Source organism: Kutzneria viridogrisea DSM 43870 (assembly GCF_000525635.1).
Classification (GTDB): domain Bacteria; phylum Actinomycetota; class Actinomycetes; order Mycobacteriales; family Pseudonocardiaceae; genus Kutzneria; species Kutzneria viridogrisea.
Map to the genome: position 1 here is coordinate 7,012,830 of NZ_CP007155.1, position 18,365 is coordinate 7,031,194.

General features: G+C 70.5%; 16 protein-coding genes. 2 read left to right on the forward strand and 14 right to left on the reverse strand.

Translation table 11 applies throughout. The features are described from left to right. Positions 1–32: 32 nt before the first annotated feature. A complete protein-coding gene (locus KALB_RS30705) occupies positions 33–638 on the reverse strand; it encodes a nucleotidyl cyclase domain-containing protein (RefSeq protein WP_025359509.1) in 606 nt (201 codons plus the stop codon). Between the two features lie 238 nt (positions 639–876). On the opposite strand from KALB_RS30705, the gene KALB_RS30710 reads away from it, so the two are divergent. Further along, positions 877–1,962, forward strand: coding sequence for a helix-turn-helix domain-containing protein (locus KALB_RS30710; RefSeq protein ID WP_025359510.1), 1,086 nt, complete (start codon positions 877–879; stop codon positions 1,960–1,962). Further along, positions 1,959–3,086 carry a hypothetical protein gene (locus tag KALB_RS30715; protein ID WP_025359511.1) on the forward strand — a complete coding sequence of 376 codons (1,128 nt, stop codon included), beginning with the start codon at positions 1,959–1,961 and terminating at the stop codon, positions 3,084–3,086. Before KALB_RS30710 ends, KALB_RS30715 begins: the two co-directional genes overlap by 4 nt. On the opposite strand, the gene KALB_RS30720 is transcribed toward KALB_RS30715, so the two are convergent. From KALB_RS30720 to KALB_RS44430, 13 genes are all read right to left on the reverse strand, one after another. After that, positions 3,070–3,579: a GNAT family N-acetyltransferase gene (locus KALB_RS30720; RefSeq protein ID WP_025359512.1), complete on the reverse strand. Its 510-nt coding sequence runs from the start codon at positions 3,577–3,579 to the stop codon at positions 3,070–3,072. The genes KALB_RS30715 and KALB_RS30720 overlap by 17 nt on opposite strands. 85 nt (positions 3,580–3,664) lie before the next feature. Then, positions 3,665–4,537, reverse strand: a complete 873-nt coding sequence (locus KALB_RS30725; RefSeq protein ID WP_025359513.1) for an OmpA family protein — start codon at positions 4,535–4,537, stop codon at positions 3,665–3,667. Continuing rightward, positions 4,534–7,044 carry an Hsp70 family protein gene (locus KALB_RS47855; protein ID WP_025359514.1) on the reverse strand — a complete coding sequence of 837 codons (2,511 nt, stop codon included), beginning with the start codon at positions 7,042–7,044 and terminating at the stop codon, positions 4,534–4,536. Before KALB_RS47855 ends, KALB_RS30725 begins: the two co-directional genes overlap by 4 nt. Then, positions 7,041–7,517 carry a hypothetical protein gene (locus tag KALB_RS47860; protein ID WP_158510849.1) on the reverse strand — a complete coding sequence of 159 codons (477 nt, stop codon included), beginning with the start codon at positions 7,515–7,517 and terminating at the stop codon, positions 7,041–7,043. Before KALB_RS47860 ends, KALB_RS47855 begins: the two co-directional genes overlap by 4 nt. 5 nt (positions 7,518–7,522) lie before the next feature. Beyond that, complete coding sequence (locus KALB_RS30740) at positions 7,523–9,079, reverse strand: hypothetical protein (protein WP_025359515.1); 1,557 nt, start codon at positions 9,077–9,079, stop codon at positions 7,523–7,525. 23 nt (positions 9,080–9,102) lie between these two features. Next, positions 9,103–10,197 (reverse strand): serine/threonine-protein kinase, encoded by a 1,095-nt coding sequence (locus KALB_RS30745; protein WP_025359516.1) that lies wholly within the window; start codon positions 10,195–10,197, stop codon positions 9,103–9,105. Between the two features lie 52 nt (positions 10,198–10,249). Continuing rightward, positions 10,250–10,996, reverse strand: a complete 747-nt coding sequence (locus tag KALB_RS30750) for an FHA domain-containing protein (RefSeq protein ID WP_158510850.1) — start codon at positions 10,994–10,996, stop codon at positions 10,250–10,252. A gap of 395 nt (positions 10,997–11,391) precedes the next feature. Beyond that, positions 11,392–12,276 (reverse strand): HNH endonuclease signature motif containing protein, encoded by an 885-nt coding sequence (locus KALB_RS30755; RefSeq protein WP_158510851.1) that lies wholly within the window; start codon positions 12,274–12,276, stop codon positions 11,392–11,394. A gap of 1,392 nt (positions 12,277–13,668) precedes the next feature. After that, positions 13,669–14,730 carry a 3-oxoacyl-ACP synthase III family protein gene (locus KALB_RS30760; RefSeq protein WP_025359519.1) on the reverse strand — a complete coding sequence of 354 codons (1,062 nt, stop codon included), beginning with the start codon at positions 14,728–14,730 and terminating at the stop codon, positions 13,669–13,671. Continuing rightward, positions 14,727–16,010: a cytochrome P450 gene (locus KALB_RS30765; protein WP_025359520.1), complete on the reverse strand. Its 1,284-nt coding sequence runs from the start codon at positions 16,008–16,010 to the stop codon at positions 14,727–14,729. Before KALB_RS30765 ends, KALB_RS30760 begins: the two co-directional genes overlap by 4 nt. After that, the gene (locus KALB_RS30770; RefSeq protein ID WP_025359521.1) at positions 16,007–17,353 is read right to left on the reverse strand and encodes a cytochrome P450; all 1,347 of its coding nucleotides are present in this window, start codon (positions 17,351–17,353) and stop codon (positions 16,007–16,009) included. The genes KALB_RS30765 and KALB_RS30770 overlap by 4 nt, the downstream gene beginning before the upstream one ends. After that, positions 17,350–17,856 (reverse strand): ester cyclase, encoded by a 507-nt coding sequence (locus KALB_RS44425; protein ID WP_025359522.1) that lies wholly within the window; start codon positions 17,854–17,856, stop codon positions 17,350–17,352. The genes KALB_RS30770 and KALB_RS44425 overlap by 4 nt, the downstream gene beginning before the upstream one ends. Further along, on the reverse strand, positions 17,853–18,365 hold the full coding sequence (locus KALB_RS44430) for an ester cyclase (RefSeq protein WP_025359523.1): 513 nt from the start codon (positions 18,363–18,365) through the stop codon (positions 17,853–17,855). Before KALB_RS44430 ends, KALB_RS44425 begins: the two co-directional genes overlap by 4 nt.

An 18,365-nucleotide genomic window follows, 5' to 3' on the forward strand; every position in this document is an offset into this window, starting at 1 on the left:
CCGCCCCGATCACGGGAGTATCCCAGTGGCGGTCAGTTGGGCAGCCGCTGGCTGGGCACGTGCACCCAGCCGCGCTGGCGCTGCCCGGCGATGCGCACGCTGACCAGCGGCTCGAACGCGCTGTCGTCGATGCCCTCGTAGCCGTGCCGGATCACCGAGCGGTGCACGTCCTGGGAGACCACCAGCACGAGCGGGTCACTGCTCTGCCGCAGCAGCGTCTTCAGCTTCTGCGAGTTGAGCAGCCGGAAGGTGATGTCCACGTCCTCGCCGTAGCACCCCCGCGCGTCGTAGTGCACGTCCCCGGTGTGCACCGCCGCGCGCAGCCGCAAGGACTGCTCGGGGTGCCGCGCGGCATGCTCGGCGAGCAGCTCGCGCAGCGTGGGGATCACCGTGTTCAGCAGCACCGTCTTCGGCGCCTGCGGCACGGGGTGGATCACCACGAGCACCCCGTCGCCGAGGTCGTGGAACTCGTCGCGGTGCTCGGCGGCGATCCCGCCCAGGTGCAGGGCCTGTTCGACCAGTTCGTACATCAGCTGGCGGTTGCGTGCGCGCACCGGGTTGGTCCTCGTGGTGGATCCCTCGATGTCCACCGCCATGATGGTTCGGTGCAGTGGCAGCACCGCGGCCAGTGTTGTCATCTCGAGCTCCCAACATACCTCTTGCCCTGAATTTCAGTAACTTCAGTGAAGTTGACTCGACTTTTGCTGCGATTCGACTGTAAGCTACGTACTGGGCTGTAGCAATACGCGCGCGTGGCCTAAACCGGGCGCGACCTGCACGCCGTCCGGGTCGTGGCCCCCTGGTGGCAACCGGGAGTTCACGTGTACGATCCATATTCAGCTCATTCAACTGAAACTCACTGGAGGTTTCGGCACCGTGTTGGCCTCGGAGAACCCGCGTCAGACGCTGGCCCGACGGCTCCGGGAGCTGCGCGAGGAGCACTGGTCTGGTCAGGGGATCACCCAGCTCCAGCTCGCCGAGGCGTTGGGCGGCAAGAAGCCGCTGAGCGTCGCGCTGATCTCCTCCTGGGAGAACGTCGCGAAGCCGACGACCCCGCCGGCCCCCCGGCTCACGGCCTACGCCACCTTCTTCGCCACCAGGCGGTCACTGGCCCAGCAGCCCTACCGGGTGCTGTCCGCCGACCAGCTCACCGAGCAGGAACGCCTCACCCGTGAGGCGCTGCTGCGCGAGCTGACCGACCTGCGCTCCGCCGCGCTGCAACAACCGGAAGCGGTTGCCCCGGTCGGGCCCAGCGGAGGCGGCCTGCTGCGCTTCCCCGAGGACCAGGTCATCACGATCGTGTGCGCCCGGCTCCCGCAGGAACTGCGCAGCCAGTTGCCCTACACCGACCCCGACAGCCCGGACTACGTGGAGCTGTACACCTACTCGGATCTGGACGCGCTGATCGAGCTGTACGGCCACCTGCGTGCCTTCAACCCGAACAACCAGGTGAACTTCCGCACCGCACAGGCAATGGAGCAGGACGACTACACCTCACATCTGGTGTTGCTGGGTGGGGTGGACTGGAACGTGGTGACCAAGGACCTGATCGAACGCGCCGAACTGCCGGTCCGGCAACTGGACAGGCACGCGGACTCGACGGTCGGCGGCTTCGAGATCAACCGCGAGAGCAGTCAGACGCTGTTCGCGCCGCAACTGTCCCGCAACGGGCAGCTCACCGAGGACGTGGCGCTGTTCTACCGCGGTCGCAGCCCGTTCAACGTCAAGCGCACGGTGACCGTCTGCAACGGCATGTTCGGGCGGGGCACGCTGGGCGCGGTGCGTGCGCTGACCGACGCGCGGTTCCGCGACCGCAACGACGCCTACCTGCGAGAGCACTCCGCGGGCGCCGACTCCTTCGGGATCATCACCCGCGTCACCATCGTGGGTGGCAAGGCGCTCACCCCGGACTGGACGCTCGCCGAGACGCGCCTCCTGGAATGGTCTGGAGCAATTCTGTGAACACCCCCGTGGCCACGGCCACCGTGCACTCGGCACACCACCAGGGCTCCCACCGCAACCTGCTTGCCACCGGCAAGCCCACGACGCAACACGAGGTGGACGCGATCATCGTGCCCACCGCACGGCCCGCCGCCTACCTGCGCAAGGCGATCGCCCTCGCCTCGCGACTGGACTGCACCCTGGTCGCACTGTGCAGCAAGCTCGCCTCCCCGCAGCACACCGTGGCCCTGGCCGGGGCAGCCGGGGTGGACGTGCTCGCCATCGACGTGGACGAGTTGCCCACGGGGCTGGTCCCGGAGTTCCAGACCTGCCTGATGCTGCGCAACACCCGGTTCGAGCGGCGCACCGACACCAGCCTCAAGCGCAACCTGGGCCTGCTGCTGGCCAAGGTCGTCGGCTGGCAGCGGGTGGTCTTCCTCGACGACGACATCAGCGTGCCAAGGCCCGAGGACCTCACCGACGCCGCCGGGCTGCTCGACCGGTACGCGGGCGTCGGGCTGGCCAACGGCGGCTACCCGGACAACTCCGTGGTGTGCCACGCCTTCCGCACCGTCAACGGGCAGCAGGACACCTTCGTCGGGGGCGGGGCGCTGGCGGTGGGCACCGAGTCCTACTCCTCGTTCTTCCCCAACATCTACAACGAGGACTGGTTCTTCCTGCTCGGTGAGGACCGGCTGCGTCCCACGGCGATCACGGGGCTGGCGGTGCAGGCGCCCTACGACCCGTTCCGCGACGCCAGGCGGGCCCGCTCGGAGGAACTGGGCGACTGCCTGGCCGAGGGCGTGTTCGGGCTGCTGGACGCGGGCAAGGGCCTGCGCGGGGCCACGCGCCCTTACTGGCGTGGGTTCCTGCGCGACCGCAGGCTGTTCATCGCGGAGGTGGCAGGCCGTCTCAGCTCGGTGGAGATGGCCACGGACGAACGGGCTCGCATGATCGCGGCGCTGAAGGCGGCGCAGGGCCGCAGCCTGCTGATCGAACCGGGGCTGTGCGTGTCCTACCTGCGGGCCTGGCAGCGCGACCGGGACCTGTGGCGCCGGCACCTGGACGCCCAGGGCACCGACACCGACCTGGACAAGGCGCTGGCCGAACTGGGCCTGGCACACGTGGTCAGCACAGCGGCTTGACCAGCATGTCGCAGGTCTCCGAGCACTGCTTGCGAGTCCCGTCGGGCAGTTTCACCTCGTAGCGGCAGATCACCGGCGGGTGGGGCCACACCTGGTAGCCGAGCCGCTGGTACAGCCTGCCCGCGTCCGGGTTGTCGATGCGCACCGCCAGCGCCACCCGGTCGAACCCGCGCTCCCGCAGCAGCCGCTCACTGGTGAGCACCAGTCTGGTACCGACCCCGCGGTTGCGGTGCCGCGCGCACACCTCCACGTGGTTGAGCAGCGGCACGCCGGACAGGTGTCGACGGACCTCGGGTTCCTCGGCGGGGTCCCACCACAGGTACACCCCGCCGATCGGCGTGCCGCGCAGCCAGGCCGTGAGCTGGATCCCGCGACCGGCCCGCTGTCTGGCCAGGCGGTCGGCGAAGAAGTCCTCCTCGCCCAGCGCCTCGACCAGTGCACCCAGGTCCTCGGTGCGTGCCTGCCTGACCTGAACCGCGTCCAACCACCCCACGTAGAGCCCCTCTCACCTGCCCATACCTGTGATCATGCCTGCGTTCCGGTATGGGCCACAGCGGCCGTCTGCGCGAAACGGCCTGCTACGCGGGGTGCAGCAGCAGGGTGACCGTGCGGTTGCGGGCGGGGTCGGCGCCGGGCTTGGTCTGGTCGAAGACCGCGCCACCCGCACCGAGTTGGAAGGCGGACGCGGGCAGGCCGGTGGCCTCGGCCAACTGCTCGGCGGCGACCCGGGCCCGGCGCAGCGCGAGGTCGGTGTTGTCCACGAACCCGCTGTCCGGCGAGACCAGCGCGTTCTCGGTGTGCCCGACGATCTGCACACTCAGCTCGGCGCAGTACTTCTTGAGCCGCCCCGCGAGCTCGGTCAGGGCCGCGCGGCCCGCCGGCGAGAGCCGGTCCAGCGCGGAGAACAGGCCCTCGGAGAAGGACAGTTCGACCCCGCCGTGCCCCTCGCTCGCCGAGACCGGGCCGCCGGACAGCGCGGCGCGGACCTCGGCGAGCAACTGCTCGCGGTGGGTCGACTCCTGGCTGAGCTTGGCGGACAGGTCGCTGACCTTGCCGGTCAGCGCCTGCTGCCCGTCCTGCACGCGGTGCAGCTGCGCGGCCAAGTCGGGGTCGGCCCCCGGGCGCAGCGCCACCCCGGCGAGCACGCCAACGACCCCGGCCAGCGCCACCAGCCCGACGGTCCGCGCCGTGCCGGACCGGTGCCGCCGCGACCGCAGCTCGGCGATGCGCCTGCGGCCCGCGTCGGCGGCGGAGTGGTCCCCGTCCAACCGCTGCACGGCGGCCCAGCACTCGTCGGCGGCGACCAGATCGCCCTGCTGGGCGTACACCCTGGCGAGCAGGTCGAGCACCCGGGGATCGGTGCTGCCCAGGCCCCCGAGCCCGGCGAGCACGGCACTCGCCTCGGTGTAACGCCCCCTGCGGGCGAACGAGGCGGCCTCGGTGATGGTCAACGCCGATCTCCCATGGTCACGGTGCTCTTCATGCCGAACACGTCAGCGGTGGTCTCGTCCTCGGGCAGCAACGCGTCCAGCTGCCGGTTGACCTGGCGCAGCCGGGCCCCGTCCCCGGAGTCCAGCGCCAGCCGCCCCTCGGCCAGCACCCGCTGCACCTGCGGGTCGCTGCTGCCGCTGAGCTGGGCCTCGCGCTGCCCGAAGATCACCGCGTCCAGCCGCCCGGTGTCGCGCAGGATGCGCAGGCCGATGCCGCGCACCACCTCCATCTGGCGTTGCAGCACGCTGCGGTCCCCCGCCGCGATGGCGTCCTCCACGGAGGATGCCGCCGCGGTCAGGTCCCGCTGGTCCCCCGGCTCGCCCCAGTCCTTGGCCATCTCCCGCACCTGCTGCACCAGCGCACGGGCGTGGCTGATCATCTCGGGCAGGACCAGCGCCTCCTCCACCTCGTCGAGCTGGTTCTGGGCGTCGCGCAGGCGCACCTGGCAGGTCTGCACGGCGTCCAGGTCCACCTCCAGCGCGGCGACCATGCCCTGCACCTCCTTGAGCACGCCCGCGCGGTCGAACCGGTCCAGCAGCGCGCCCGCGTCGGTCGCACCGAACTGGGTGGCCCTGGCGCGCAGGTCACCGTGCCGCTGCACCAGTTCCCGTGCCTCCTCGCGCAGTTCGGCCACGTCCGGCGCCGCCGAGCGGCCCAGTTCCACCTGGATGTCGAACTCCGCGTCCAGCAGCGGCACGTAGGCGTCGGCGCGCGGGGTGAAGCTGCGGTCGATGCGCAGGTGCACCTCCACCTCGCTGCCCGCGGGCACGTCCCGCTTGACCTCGTCGGCGCGGATGTCCAGCCGCCCGATCAGCGTGTTGCGGTCGGCCCTGGACCGCTCGCCCTCCACGATCGGCACGCGGATCAGGCCGCTGCGGGTGTTGCGCCGTACGTCCACAGTGGAGTGCAGCACGATCTGCTTGCTGGCGGGCAGCTCGGTTCCCTTGCGCAGCAACCACTGCACCTCGTTGCCCTCCAGCCAGACACCCACCGAGTGACTGAGCACTGTGGACGTTCCCAGCGGGCCGACGCTGTGCCGGTACTCCACGGTCGCGGGCACCGTGGGCACCTGCGTGCCGTGCTGGTCGCGCAGCAGCACCTGGTAGGCGCTGGTGGCGGCGTGCACCGCGGCGAGCCGGGTGGCGAAGGTGCCCTCGCCGCTGACCGCGACCTGGCCGCTGCGCCACACGGGCTGCGCCTGCTCGTTGACGAACTCGATCGTCCAGCCCGACCAGTCCCGCGCGGCCTCGGCGCGCAACCGGCCGCCCGCAAGGGGTTCCAGGTCCTGGCCGACCGGCTCGTGCTCCATCTCCAGCACGACCTCGCCGGGCGCGGCCACGTGCGTGCCGTGCGGTACGCGCTGGGTGCTTGCGAAGATCGCGGCCCCCTTGGCGACCACGGTGACCGGGTCCAGGCTGTGGTCCACCGGGATGCCCAGGCCCTCGGTCGGGTCGGCGACCAGCGCGCGCAGGCCGGGGGCGATGGTGGTGCCGCCGACCAGCAGCACCCGCTCGATGTCCCCGGGTGCCAGGCCCTTCTCCGTGAGCGCCCGGCGGCACAGCTCGATGGAACTGCGGTACAGCGGCATGGACGCCCGCTCCACGTCGGCCCTGGTGAGCTCCCAGGTGAAGTCGACCCGCTCCCCGCCCGGCGGGTCCAGCTGCACGTCCACCTCCACGGTCTGCGCCGTGGACAGGTGGATCTTGGCGTTCTCCGCGGCCTGCTTGAGCTTGGCCACGGTGCCCCGCCAGCGCGCGTCGCCCCTGCTGAGCCCGGTCAGCCCGTACTCCTCGCGGGCGGCGGGGATCAGCACCTGCTCCACCAGTGCCCAGTCGATCAGCTTGCCGCCCAGGAAGTTGTCGCCCTCGTGGTTGACCACGACGAACTCCCCGTCCCGGAAGCTGACCACCGCGGCGTCGAAGGTGCCGCCGCCGAAGTCGTAGACCAGCCAGAACCCGCGCTCGGGCTTGTGGTGCACGCTGTAGGCCCAGGCCGCGGCCGTGGGCTCCTGCAACAGCGGGGCGAACTCCAGCCCGGCCAGCGCGGCGGCCCGGCGGGTGGCGTCGCACTGGTCCAGCTCGAAGGCCGCGGGCACGGTGATCACCGAGGCGGAGATGGCCTCACCGGTGGCCTGCTGCACGTTGCCGCGCAGGGACTTGAGCACCTCCGCGGACAGCTCCTCCGGGCTCATGTCCCGGCCAGCGGCGGCGAAGTGCTTGTGCGTGCCGCGCATGCCCATCTGCAGCTTGAACTCCACGCAGGCGTTGTCCGGGTCGGACTCGGCCCGCTCGCGGCCCTTGTCCCCGACGAACACCTTGGAGTTCTTGCTGACGTAGACCGCGGAGGGGGTGAAGTCCCGCTGCGTGGCCGCATCCCGCACCACCTCCGCGCCCGCACCGGTGCTCACCGCGATGGCGCTGGTGGTGGTGCCCAGGTCGATGCCGAAGTCGACGGTCTGACGGCTCACTGCTCTCCCCCTCGTTCGGGTTGGGCGACGATCACTTGCCCGATCTGGATGGTGCGGCCGGAGCGGTACACGGAGGGGCGGATCGTCTCCACGACGACCTCCCTGGTCACCCCGGGCCGTTCCTCGTACGCGAGCACGTCGAGGGTCAGCCCGGGGTCGTAGGCCAGTCCGTCGTGGTCCTGCACGCTGACCCCGGACTCGGCCAGCACCTCGCTCATCGCGCGCAGGTGGCGTGCGGCCTGCCGCTGCGCGCGGGGCAGGTCCTCCTGGCCCTCCGGCGCGATCTTGCGCACCGTGCGCCACAGGTTGGTGGCCAGGTCGGCCAGTGCGGCGTCGGAGAAGTCCCCGGACTGCTCGGGCCGTGGCACGGGTGGTGGTTGCGGCGGTACCGGCAGTGGCGCCAGCACCTGCGCGATGCGGAACTCGGGTGGGAAGCGCCGCTGGCGCACCCGTTCGAGCAAACTGGTCAGCACGGGGTTCACACCTCTTCCATCGCGGACCGTTCGGCCACCCAGTCGGACAACACCTTCTGCCTGGCCAGCAGCGCGACCCCGGCGGTGATCCCGGCCAGCGCGCCGACCCACAGCGCGGCGGTGCCGCTCAGGAAGACCAGCGCGAACAGGGTCGGCAGCAGCACCAGCATCGCCACCCGCCACCAGCGCGCGAACCGGCTCAGCGGCACCTTGGCGTAGACGTACCGGGCGTCGCGGTGGTAGGCGGCCATCGGGATGAGCAGGAAGATGATCGTGAAGCAGTAGGTGGCGATGTAGCTGCCGTCGGCGGCACGGGCCCGCTGTCCCACTGCCGTCACGCCGATGCCGAAGACGTTGCCGGTGAACGGGGCCGACTGGATCGGGCCGCGCAGCGCGAACGGGTCGTCCAGGAGCGTGCCGAGGTGCGCGTCCAGCTCGGGGTCCGTGGTGCGCTCGCGCCAGGCGCGCAGGCGGTCCGCGGCACCGTCCACGTCCTTCGCCTTGCACAGGTCGAGCACCTGCACCAGCACGAACTCCGAGCCGCACGTGTTCAGGTTGCGGCTGATCTGCGCGCTGGTGGTGCTCTCCCTGGCGAGGTCCTGCGCCTCGCGGAGCAGTGCCACCACCCCGGGGGGCTGGTCCTTGGCGTTCCAGTAGGCCACGGCGCACTGGTTGATCCCGGCGGCCACCGCGTCGTGCACCGCCGAGGTGGCCGGGTTGTCCGGCCCCAGCAGTGCGGAGACCACGCGCAGTTGCGGCGTGGCCCGGTCGATGAGCGTGCGGGCGGCGGTCAGCCCGCTTTCCGAGGAGGAGACGACCATGTTCTCCGCCGCGGTGCAGGCCGCGAACACCCGCTCCTCGGCGGTACGGGACACCGCCAGCACGGCCTTCTCGACCAGGTCCTCGCCGAACGGGGAGTCGTCGAGCAGTTCCAGGTAGCGGTCCGCCGCGTCCTCGCTGTCCAGTTCCGCCGTCCTGGCCGCGAGCTCAACCAGGGTGGTCACCACGTGCAGCGGCAACCTGGCCTCCAGTCTGCGCAGCGTGCCGATGGTCAACCGGGGGTCGTCGATCTCCCGTACCCGCTGTCTGGGCCGGTCCCAGGTCCGCGCGGCGTAGAGCACCGAGGCCCATGCCTTCAACGCCTGCCGCCACAACTGGTCCAGCCGCTCCAGCTCGGCCGGCGACCTGGGCTCCCCCGGCCGTTCCTCCTCCAGCGCCGTGCAGTGCGCGCGGATCGCCTCGTCGTGCGCGGCCGCCTTCTCCCCGCCCCACAGCCACAGCACCTCGTGCACGAATCTCGTCACCGGATCGCGCAGCGCCTCGAAGGCTGCCCGCAGCGCCTCCTCGTCCGGCGGGCTCGGCAGCGGCAGCTCGCCCGCGCGCGGCGGGGGCGCGGCGGTGCCCAGCTTGGCCAGCATGGTGGCCTCCCGCCGCCTGCTGTTGACCTGCGCCGCGGTGGCCGAGGTCGGCAGGCCGCTGATCCGGAAGATGTTGGCGCGGTACAGGTTCACGCCCGCCAGTGGCCGCAGGGCTTCGTCCAGTGCGGAATCCGTCGGATTCATCGGTATCCCCCGTGCTCCTCTGCTCAGCTCACGATGCCCTTGCGCCACAACCACAACCGCCGCTCGTGTTCGGCACGCAGCGCGGGCCAGGCGCGGAACGCCTGCTCCAGCAGAGCGATCGCCTCGGTGAGGGTGCTGCCCTGGCGCCCCAGTTCCAGCGCCTGCCCGACCAGTTGCCTGCCGCGCGCCTCGTCCAGCGGCACGACCTGCGGGTCGGGCGCCCGCGAGAAGGTGTGCACCCGCTCGGACTGCTTGGTCCGCCCACGCAGGAGCCGCCACTGGGAGAACTCGTCGGCCATCGCACCCGCGTGCGGGGTGCGCTTGGCCGGGTCTGGTTCCAGGGCGTGCAGCACGATCTCGGCCAGCCCGTCGTCGATCTCGGGGTTGATCTCCTGCGGCCGCTGCGGCTTGGTCAGGAACGGCGCCCCGAAGAACGAGGCGGGCCCGTCGGCCCCCTCGTAGGGCAGCTTGCCCGTCAGCACCAGGTAGGCGATGGTGCCGATGGCCCACACGTCGCCCGCGCAGGAGTCGCTGCGCAGGTCCCGCAGGGACTCCGGCGCCTTGAACGCCAGCGTGCCCTTGGTGCTGGCCAGCAGGGTCAGCGGGTCGGTGCGCTTGGCCAGCCCGAAGTCGCTGACCCTGGCGCGCAGCCCCTTGGTGTCGTCACCGATCAGCACGTTCTGCGGGGTCACGTCGCGGTGGATGATGGGCGGGTCCTCCGAGTGCGCCACGGCCAGGCCCTCGCAGATCTGGCTGAGGATGCGCACCGCCACCTCCACCGGAACGAAACCCGAGTAGTGCGAGGTCAGGAACCGGTGCAGGTTGCCGCCGGCCACGTACTCCATGGTGAAGAACCCGCACTGCCCCGCCGAGGTGGTCACGGTGTCGGCCTCGAACACGCGCACGATGTTGGGGTGGCCGATCTTGGAGAGCAGGATCGCCTCGCCAAGCATCGCCTCGATCTCCTCGACGGTGCCGATCCGCTTGAACACCTTCATCGCCTGTCGGCCCAGGTAGCGGTGCTTGACCCGGTAGACCTCGGCGAAGGCGCCCTGCCCCAGGAAACGCTCCACCGTGTAGTTGCGACTGATCTTCTGGCCGATCTCCAGCAGGCTCATCCCCGCACCTCGCTGGCGAACGCTGTGCTCAGTGGTTGACTCGCAAGCTCGGTCACGGCGCCCCCGATGCCCTGATGATCAAGCGGTAGCCGATGTTGCGCTCGGTCTGCAGCAGCACCGGGTTGGCCGGGTCCGGCTCGATCCGCTTGCGCGCGGCGTTGACGATGTTGCGCAGGTTGGTCTCGTCGTAGGCGCGTCCCGGCGGCCACTCCTCGGGTCTGCCCCACATCATCTGGATCAGCTCGTTGTGCGGGCAGGCCACGGCGGAGCCGTTGTTGAGCCTGCTCAGCTCGGCCATGTACCGGATCAGCTTGTGCGCCTGCGGGGACAGGCCCGTGACCTCGACCCGCTCGGCCCCGGTCACCCGGAAGACCTTGAACTGGATCCAGTCGTAGGTCAGGTGCGGCGCGGCCTCGGCGGTGGGCTGCGGCATGTCCGTGGGCGCGACCTGGGTGCGGAACGGGTCGTCGAACTTCAGCTTCCAGTAGCCGGGCTTGCCGTCCTCGCTGATGTCGCCCAGGATCAGCACGGAGTCCCCGTGCCGCAGTTCGGCGCTGCCCAGCACCCTCGTCACCTCCCCGTTGCGGCGCAGCAGGGTGCCGTTCGCGGAGGCGTTGTCGGTCAGCGTCCAGCAGCCGTCGCGGTGGTCCAGCACGCAGTGCACCCTGCTGACCAGGCGTTGCTCGTCGGGCTCCAGTGCGACTTCCGGTGCCCCGTCCCTGGTGGCCCTGCCGATCCTCGTGCGCCCCCCGGCCAGCTCGTGGGTCCACTTCCTACCGTCCGGAGAAGTGATCCACAAGCAGGTGACACGTGACTTCACGCATTCCCTCTCTCGCGCTACGACCGCCGCTTCCATGAGATCAATCCTGGTCGGGAGGTCTCCCGGACTCCATGGAAACCACGTACTCGCCACGTCACCACCTCATTTGACGCATTGATCAGCATCGGTTTGAACCGCCTGGCGTTACGGGTTCCACCGATAACCACAGCTTGGGAGCCGTGCCGGACGTGGCAGTGATCAAGAACCCGGCCCCTGACCTGGGACATCCGGCCCCCTGTCCGAGCGCTCGCACCGCGGTCTGCGCCCAGGCCCGTTCGTTGACGTGCCGCGTCCACTTCCTGATGCGGCACGTACTGTAACGGCGGTCGCCGCAGCCACCAGCGCCCCACGCTGCCTTGCACAGCAGGTGGCGATCATGCGCTCTGGTCGGAGCACCAACCGGGACTCCGCCCTCGCCTGAGCCAGCTCGGCGGAGTGAACTCCGGTCTGCCGTTGACCAGGTGGATTGTCCAGGCACTGTGGTGGACGAGCCTGTGGTGCATCCCGCACAACAGCACCAGATTGGACAGTGCGGTCGCTCCACCATTCGCCCAGTGGACGATGTGGTGTGCGTGGCAAGTGCTCGGCCGCCGCCTGCACCCCGGGAATGCGCAGTGCTGGTCCCTGACGATCAGTGCTCGTCGGAGGTGGGGCGGCACGGTGTAGCTGATCCGCCCGATGTCGAGCGGTTCGGAGTTGCTACCCAGTACCACTGGGATCACCTTCGCATCACAGGCCAGTCGGCGGATCGCCGATGGGGCGAGTTCGGTGGTGCCGAGCCCTGTTCGCAGGGTCTCGTACGGCACGGTCACCGCGATGTGGGGCCGTTCCCCGCCCTCCGTCGGCGTAGTGCTAGTCTCCAGCAGTTCCGCGAACGCATCCCCTTGCCGTTCCGTGAGGCTGCGAGTGTCGTGGGCGTTGTGTGGTTTCGCCAGCGGGCTGAGGACTGCCCCCAGCAGTGCGCCGGTCTCCGCGTCCAAGCACCCCTGGAACCGTACTGACCCGTCCCGCCGTGTGTCGTACCGGAACTCGCGTCGGGGATGGGCGAGTTCGTCCTCACCCGGTAGCGCCCCGTCGGGGTCCAGCCGGTTGACGATCTCCCGGCCCAGCGGCACCAGGTTGGAGGCGTCCAGCGACTGGGCCGCTGCTGCCAGGACCTCCACGGCGTGCCCGCGCTCGGTCTGATCCACGCGTGGCGGCAACTCCCGCAGCACCCGGTCGATCACCGACAACTGCTCCGGCTCAAGTGGAACCGGCACCGGAACACCCGCATGCACAATCCTCTGCTTCGCCTCCCGCTTACTCACAAGCAGAACGCTCCGCAACAGTTCACTCAGGCTCGGATACCCCACCCGCTCCGCCACACCCCGCGCGTCCGCCTCCGCGATCATCGCGAGCAACCCCGCGTACTCCCGCCGAAGCCGACCCTCCGCCTCCTGCATAGCCCCCAACAGCTCCGCGTCACCCCACCGCCACAACTCCGTGACGCTAGGGGTGTCCACAAACGCTGCCATACCAACAATTCTACTCCCCAATCCACCTCAAAACCGTTGCATGCCAATGCCTACCCATGTGGGTGACCGCACCACAAACCCAACCCTGGCCAGTCGACGAGACCCCACACCGGGGCCCAGGACTCACCCATCCCAGAACGGAGCTCGCCCTCCTACACCGGGACTCACGCTCCAGACACCGTGACTCACGCCCCTCAGCCCGGGACTCGCTTGCTGGAGAACGGGACTCGCCCTCCCCAGCCCGGGACTCACCCACCGAGAACGGGACTCGCGCTCCTCACACCGGGACTCACCCACCCCAGAACGGGACTCGCGCTCCGGTCAGCGGGACACGCCGCCCCGCAGCCGCCGACACTCCGCACCCCAACCTCCAACACACCGCAACGCCGAACACGCCGCACCCCAACGTCCGCTACACCACCCCGCAACGCCGAACACACCGCACCCCAACGTCCAACACATCACCCCAGAACCTCCAGCACGCCGCCCCAGAACCTCCAGCACGCCGCACCGCAGCCGCCGACACACCACCCCGCAGCGTCCAACACACCACCCCTCAACGCCGAACACGCCGCACCACAACGTCCAACACACCGCACCGCAACGCCGAACACGCCGCACCCCAACGTCCAACACACCACCCCTCAACGTCCGACACGCACCGCAACTCCCACGTGCCGCACCACCAACCCCCGCGTGCCGCCCTCCACCAACCCCCGCACGCCCCTCACCAACCCGGGGTTGGTTTTGTGCGGGTAGCGGCGGCCTTACGCTGGCTGGCGAAATCGGGGCGTCCTCCACGCCCCGACTACCCCGATTACGGCCGCCGCGAGGGACCCGCACCAAACCAACCCCACACCCCCAACCCCGACACACCCCGTGTGCACCCCGCAAACGCCAACACTCGGCAGAAGCCAGGCCGCACCCTCTCCTCACCAGGCCTCACGCCTCTCACGCCGGGACTCGCACCCCAGACGCCGGAACTCGCCCTCCTCACACCGGGACTCGCACCCCACACACCGGGACTCACCCACCTCACACGGGACTCACGCCCCTCAGCCCGGGACTCGCTTGCCGGAGACCGGGACTCGCCCACCCCAGCCCGGAACTCACCTCGCCAAAGAACCCCCCACCCCCTCACCTCGCGTCAAACACCAGCCCCGCGTAGATCCACTTCGTGCTTTCGATTCCCACCAGCATGACGCGGTCCCCGGCACTGATCCGCCCGCTCCGCACGGCCTCGTCCAGGAACAGTGGGACCGCTGCGCTGCCGACGGCGCCCATGGTGCGCAGGCTGTCCACGATCCGGCCGTCCAGGGCCTGCCACTGCGGGGTGTCCAGCCCGGCCGCGTGCAGCGAATCGAGCAGCCAGCCCACGTTGCCCTCAGGTAGGACACACGCGTCCACGTCGTCCACGGCGACACCGCAGCTCGCCAACGTCTCGGAGATCGCCTCGACCACCATCGCGGGCGTGAACTGCCCAGCGCCGACCACGTCGACCTTCAACTCCACCAGGCGCCGAGCCGCCTGCTGCGCGCGGAGCGGCGCGTGGGTCCCGCCACCGATCGACTGGATGCCCGGCGGCCGGTCCCCGCCGATCGCCGACATGGCGGCGCCGAGCACGCCGCCCGGCTCCTCGCTGGCGCGCAGCACAACAGCTCCGGCGCCGTCACCGAACATGTAAATCGGCATCCGGTCGCGCATGCGGATCCGTTCCGGCTCGGTGCCCAGGTAGACCGGAGCGAGTACCGGCGAGATGGCCTCGCTGCCGATCACCAGGGCGGTCCGGTGCACGCCGCGCTCCAGGTACATCCGTGCGATGTCCATGCCCTGCACCACCCCCGCCCCGCCGGAGCGCAGTTCCAGTGTGGCGCAGCGCCGCAGCCCGAGGCGTTCCTGCACGAGGTTGACCACCTGCGGCAACGGGTAGTCGGGCGTTCCGGTGGACAGTACGAGCAGATCGACCTCGCCGGGTTCGACCCCGCACGACTCCAGCGCACGCAGCGCTGCCCGGTGTGCCATGCCGGAGTTGCTGTCCAGGTGTTCACCGGTGCGCGGGTCGATCATCCAGTGCCGCCGGTCCACGGACAGGCCGTCCAGTACCTCGGCGGGCAGCGGCCCGGCCAGTTCCTCGATCAGCGCGGTCTCGATCGGCTCACCGGGCAGGTGGGCGCCCGTGCCGATGACGTGCGCCCTCACCGGACCGAGGCCAGCACGTCGCGGGGCTCCAGCACCAGGTCCGGGCTCGGCCGCACCGGACCGGGCACGTCCACCGAGAACCGTTGCAGGACAGCGGCAAGCACCAAGGTCAGCTCCAGGTTCGCCAGGGCCAGCCCGACACAGGACCGGGGGCCACCGAGGTAGGGCAGGTACGCGAAGCGCGGCCGTCGCGCGGACCGGCCGCGCTCGAACCGCTCCGGCTCGAAGCGCTCGGGTCGCTCCCAGTACTCCGGATCACGGTGCGCCAGGTACGTGTTCAACAGCAGGAACGACCCGGCCGGGATGCGGTGGCCGCCGAGTTCGTCGGCACGGACCGGCGTGCGCGGCACCTGCCACAGCGGTGGGTACAGCCGCAACACCTCCTGCACCACCATGCGCAGGTACCTCAGGTGCGGAAGATCAGCGCCAGTGGGCGGCCGTGAACCGACCACTTCGGACAGTTCAGCGCGGATCCGCTCCACCACCTCAACTTCCCGCGACAGCGCGGTGAACGCCCAGGTGAGTGTGGCGGCCACGGTCACGTGACCGGCCACGAACATCGACACCACGTGGTCCCGAACCTCTTTGTCCGAAGTGGACAGCAGCATGGACAGCAGGTCGCTGCCTCCGGTACGGCGCCGCTCTGCGATCAGCGCGTACACAGAACGGTCCAGGCGGGCACGGGCCTTGCGCAGGCGCAGGTTGCGCGGGGTCGGCAGCCACTCGGGCAGGCTCAGCACGGAGATCAGCTCCTGGTTGAGGTACTCCATGCCCACGCGAACGGCCTCGGCCAGTTCGGGCGCCTGCTCCGACCACTCGGCGTCGAACAGGCTGCGCGCCAACACGTCCAGGGTGAGCACGCGCATCTCCGCGCCGAGGTCGAACGGCCCGCGCGCGGCCTGCCAGCGGTCCAGCATGGCGGTGCTGCGCTCGGTGACGACCTGCCCGTACCCCAGCAGCGGCTCACGGCGGAACGCGGGCTCCACGGCAGCGCGGCGCCGCTCCCACTCGGTACCGTTCGTCGTGACCAGCGAACGGCCCACGAAGGCCCCCACCTTGCGGTCGAAGTCGGCGGGGTGCGGGTAGTTGTCCACATTGGACACCAGGATCCGCTCCAGGTGTGCCGGGTCGGTGACCAGGTAGACCTCGACCGGACCGCGGAACCGGACCAGGCGGCCGTGCTCGCGCCAGGCCCGCTCGAAGGTGCCCAGCGGGTCGCGGCGGAAGCCCAGCGCCGAGCCGAGCAGGAAGTGACCACGTGGGCCGGGTGGCAGGGTCACGGCTCGACCTCCTCGATCCGCATGGGCATGCCTCCGCTGGGGTAGAGGAACACGTTGGACCTGGGCCGGACCTGATGCGTCGGCGGCACGGTCAGCCGGTAGCTGCGCAGGATCGTGGCCAGCACCAGCGGGCCCTCCAGCCAGGCGATGGACGAGCCGGGGCACACGCGTGGGCCGCGCGCGAACGGCAGGTAGGCCCAGCCGCCGGGCCGCTTGCCCAGGAACCGGTCCGGGTCGAAGCGCTCGGCGTCCGGCCAGTGCCCAGGGTGCCGGTGCACCAGGTACGGGCTGATGAACACCTGCGCGCCGCGTGGCACCCGGTAGCCACCGATCACGTCCTCCCGCAACGGGGTCCGGGACAACGTCCACACAGGAGGGTAGAGCCGCAGTGCCTCGGCGTAGACCGCGCGCAGGTACTCCAGGCGGGGCAGGTCGGCGGCCGTCGGCTCGTGGCCGCCCAGCACGTGCTCCAGCTCGGCGCGGACCCGCCGCTCGACATCGGGGTGCCTGGCCAGCAGCCAGAACGTCCACACCAGTGACAGCGCGGTCGTCTCGTAACCGCCGAGGAAGATCGTGACGACCTCGTCGCGCAGCTGGCGGTCACTCATCCGGTAGCCGCTCTGCTCGTCGCGGGCGGCCAGGTAGAGCGAGAGCAGGTCCCGAGAGGAGTCGGTGCCCTGGGCGCGGCGCCGGGCCACCAGGGCGTAGACGAACTCGTCGAGCCGGGCGCGGGCGGCGGCGAACTCCCTGCGGCGGCGGCTCGGACCGATCCGGGGCAGCTCCACGAACCGCTGTAGGCGCAGGTTCGTGTAGGCGTTGCAGGTGCGCACGGCGGCGGCGATGTGCCCGGCCTGCGCGGACACGTCGGTGCTGAACAGGGTGCGCATCACGATGGTCAGCGCGAGTCGCATCATCTCCGGCACGATGTCCACTGTGGACTCTTTCCAGGCCAGCGGCCGCCAGTCCCGCACCAGGTCCTCGGCGGCGGCGACCATGTCCGGGGCGAACCCGGCGATGCGCGTGCCCTGGAAGGCCGGTTGGGCCAGCCTGCGGTGCCGGAAGTGGAACTCCCCGTTGGAGGTGAACAGGCCCTGGCCCACGAACTCCTCGAACTTGCCCACCGACTGCGGGTCCTTGGGGTAGATCGGCTGGTTGTCGGCGAGCACGTGCTTGACGTGCTCCGGGTCCACCAGCAGGAACAGCTCCTTGCCCGGCACTCGGAACCGCACCACGTCACCGTGCTCACGCCAGCCGCGGGTGAAGGTGCCCACCAGGTCGCGGACCAGGTCAGGCCCCGACCCGAGCAGCGGCAGCCCGCGCGGACCGGGCGCGAGCCGGGTCACCGGCCCGCCCTGGCCAGGCGCCAGGAGGTGCGCGCCGAGTGCAGCACCTGGCCCAGCGGTCCGGTCCCGGTGGGCGGGATGGCGCCGACCTGTGCCAGGACGCCGAGGAAGTCGCCCTCCTGCCACGCCTCGACCAGGCACCCCTGCTCGTCCAGGCGGACCTGCACCATCGCGCTGAGCGTGAGCCTCCTGCCGGTGGGCGGGTAGACCCCCGCGAACATGCCAAGGTGCGTGCCGGTGACGATCAGCCGGTACGCGATCAGGTTGCCCTGCACCACCATGTCCACCATCCGGTAGTCCAGGTCCGGCTGCCCAACCTTGATCTGCCGCACCAGGGCCTGGAACTGCGCCAGCGTGCTCACCTCCGCCCGGCTGCCGATGGTGAACCGCACGCCGGGTGCCACCAGCTCCCCCAGCGTGTCCAGCGCGGCAGGATCGGCCACGCTCCACGAGCGGTTCACGAACTCGATCACCCGCTCCCGGAAGAACTGCTCCTGGCTCATGCCGACCTCCGCTGTGCGAGCTGTTGCCGAGCGGTCAGTGCCGCCAGCCTGGCCACGGTCTTCAGGGTGTGCCCGAACCGGCCCGCCGGGCCCACCCCGTCCGGCGGCACCACGCCGATCTGGTCCAGGGCGGCCACCGGGTTGGTCTCCCGCCACAGCTCGGCGAGCCGCCCGTCGGCGTCGAAGCGCAGCCAGAGCATCTCCGACATCAGCACGGGCAGGTTGGTCGGCGGTATGCCGAGGAACTCGCCGCGCTGGGTGCCGGTCAGGCTGGAGCGCAGGAAGACCTGGTCGCCCTCCCAGACGCTGACGTGCACCTTGTGCCCGAAGTCCGGGAACGAGGTGCGCAGCCCGCGCACGAATTCGGCGAGCCCGTCCGGGCCGTGGGCGTCGGGATAGTCCGGCAGGTGCCCGAGGAAGTCCGGCGCACAGGTCCGCGCCGCATCGAGGTTGCCGAGGTTGAACAGCTGGTCGGTGATCCACCGAGCCCGCTGGCCCAGGTCCTGCAT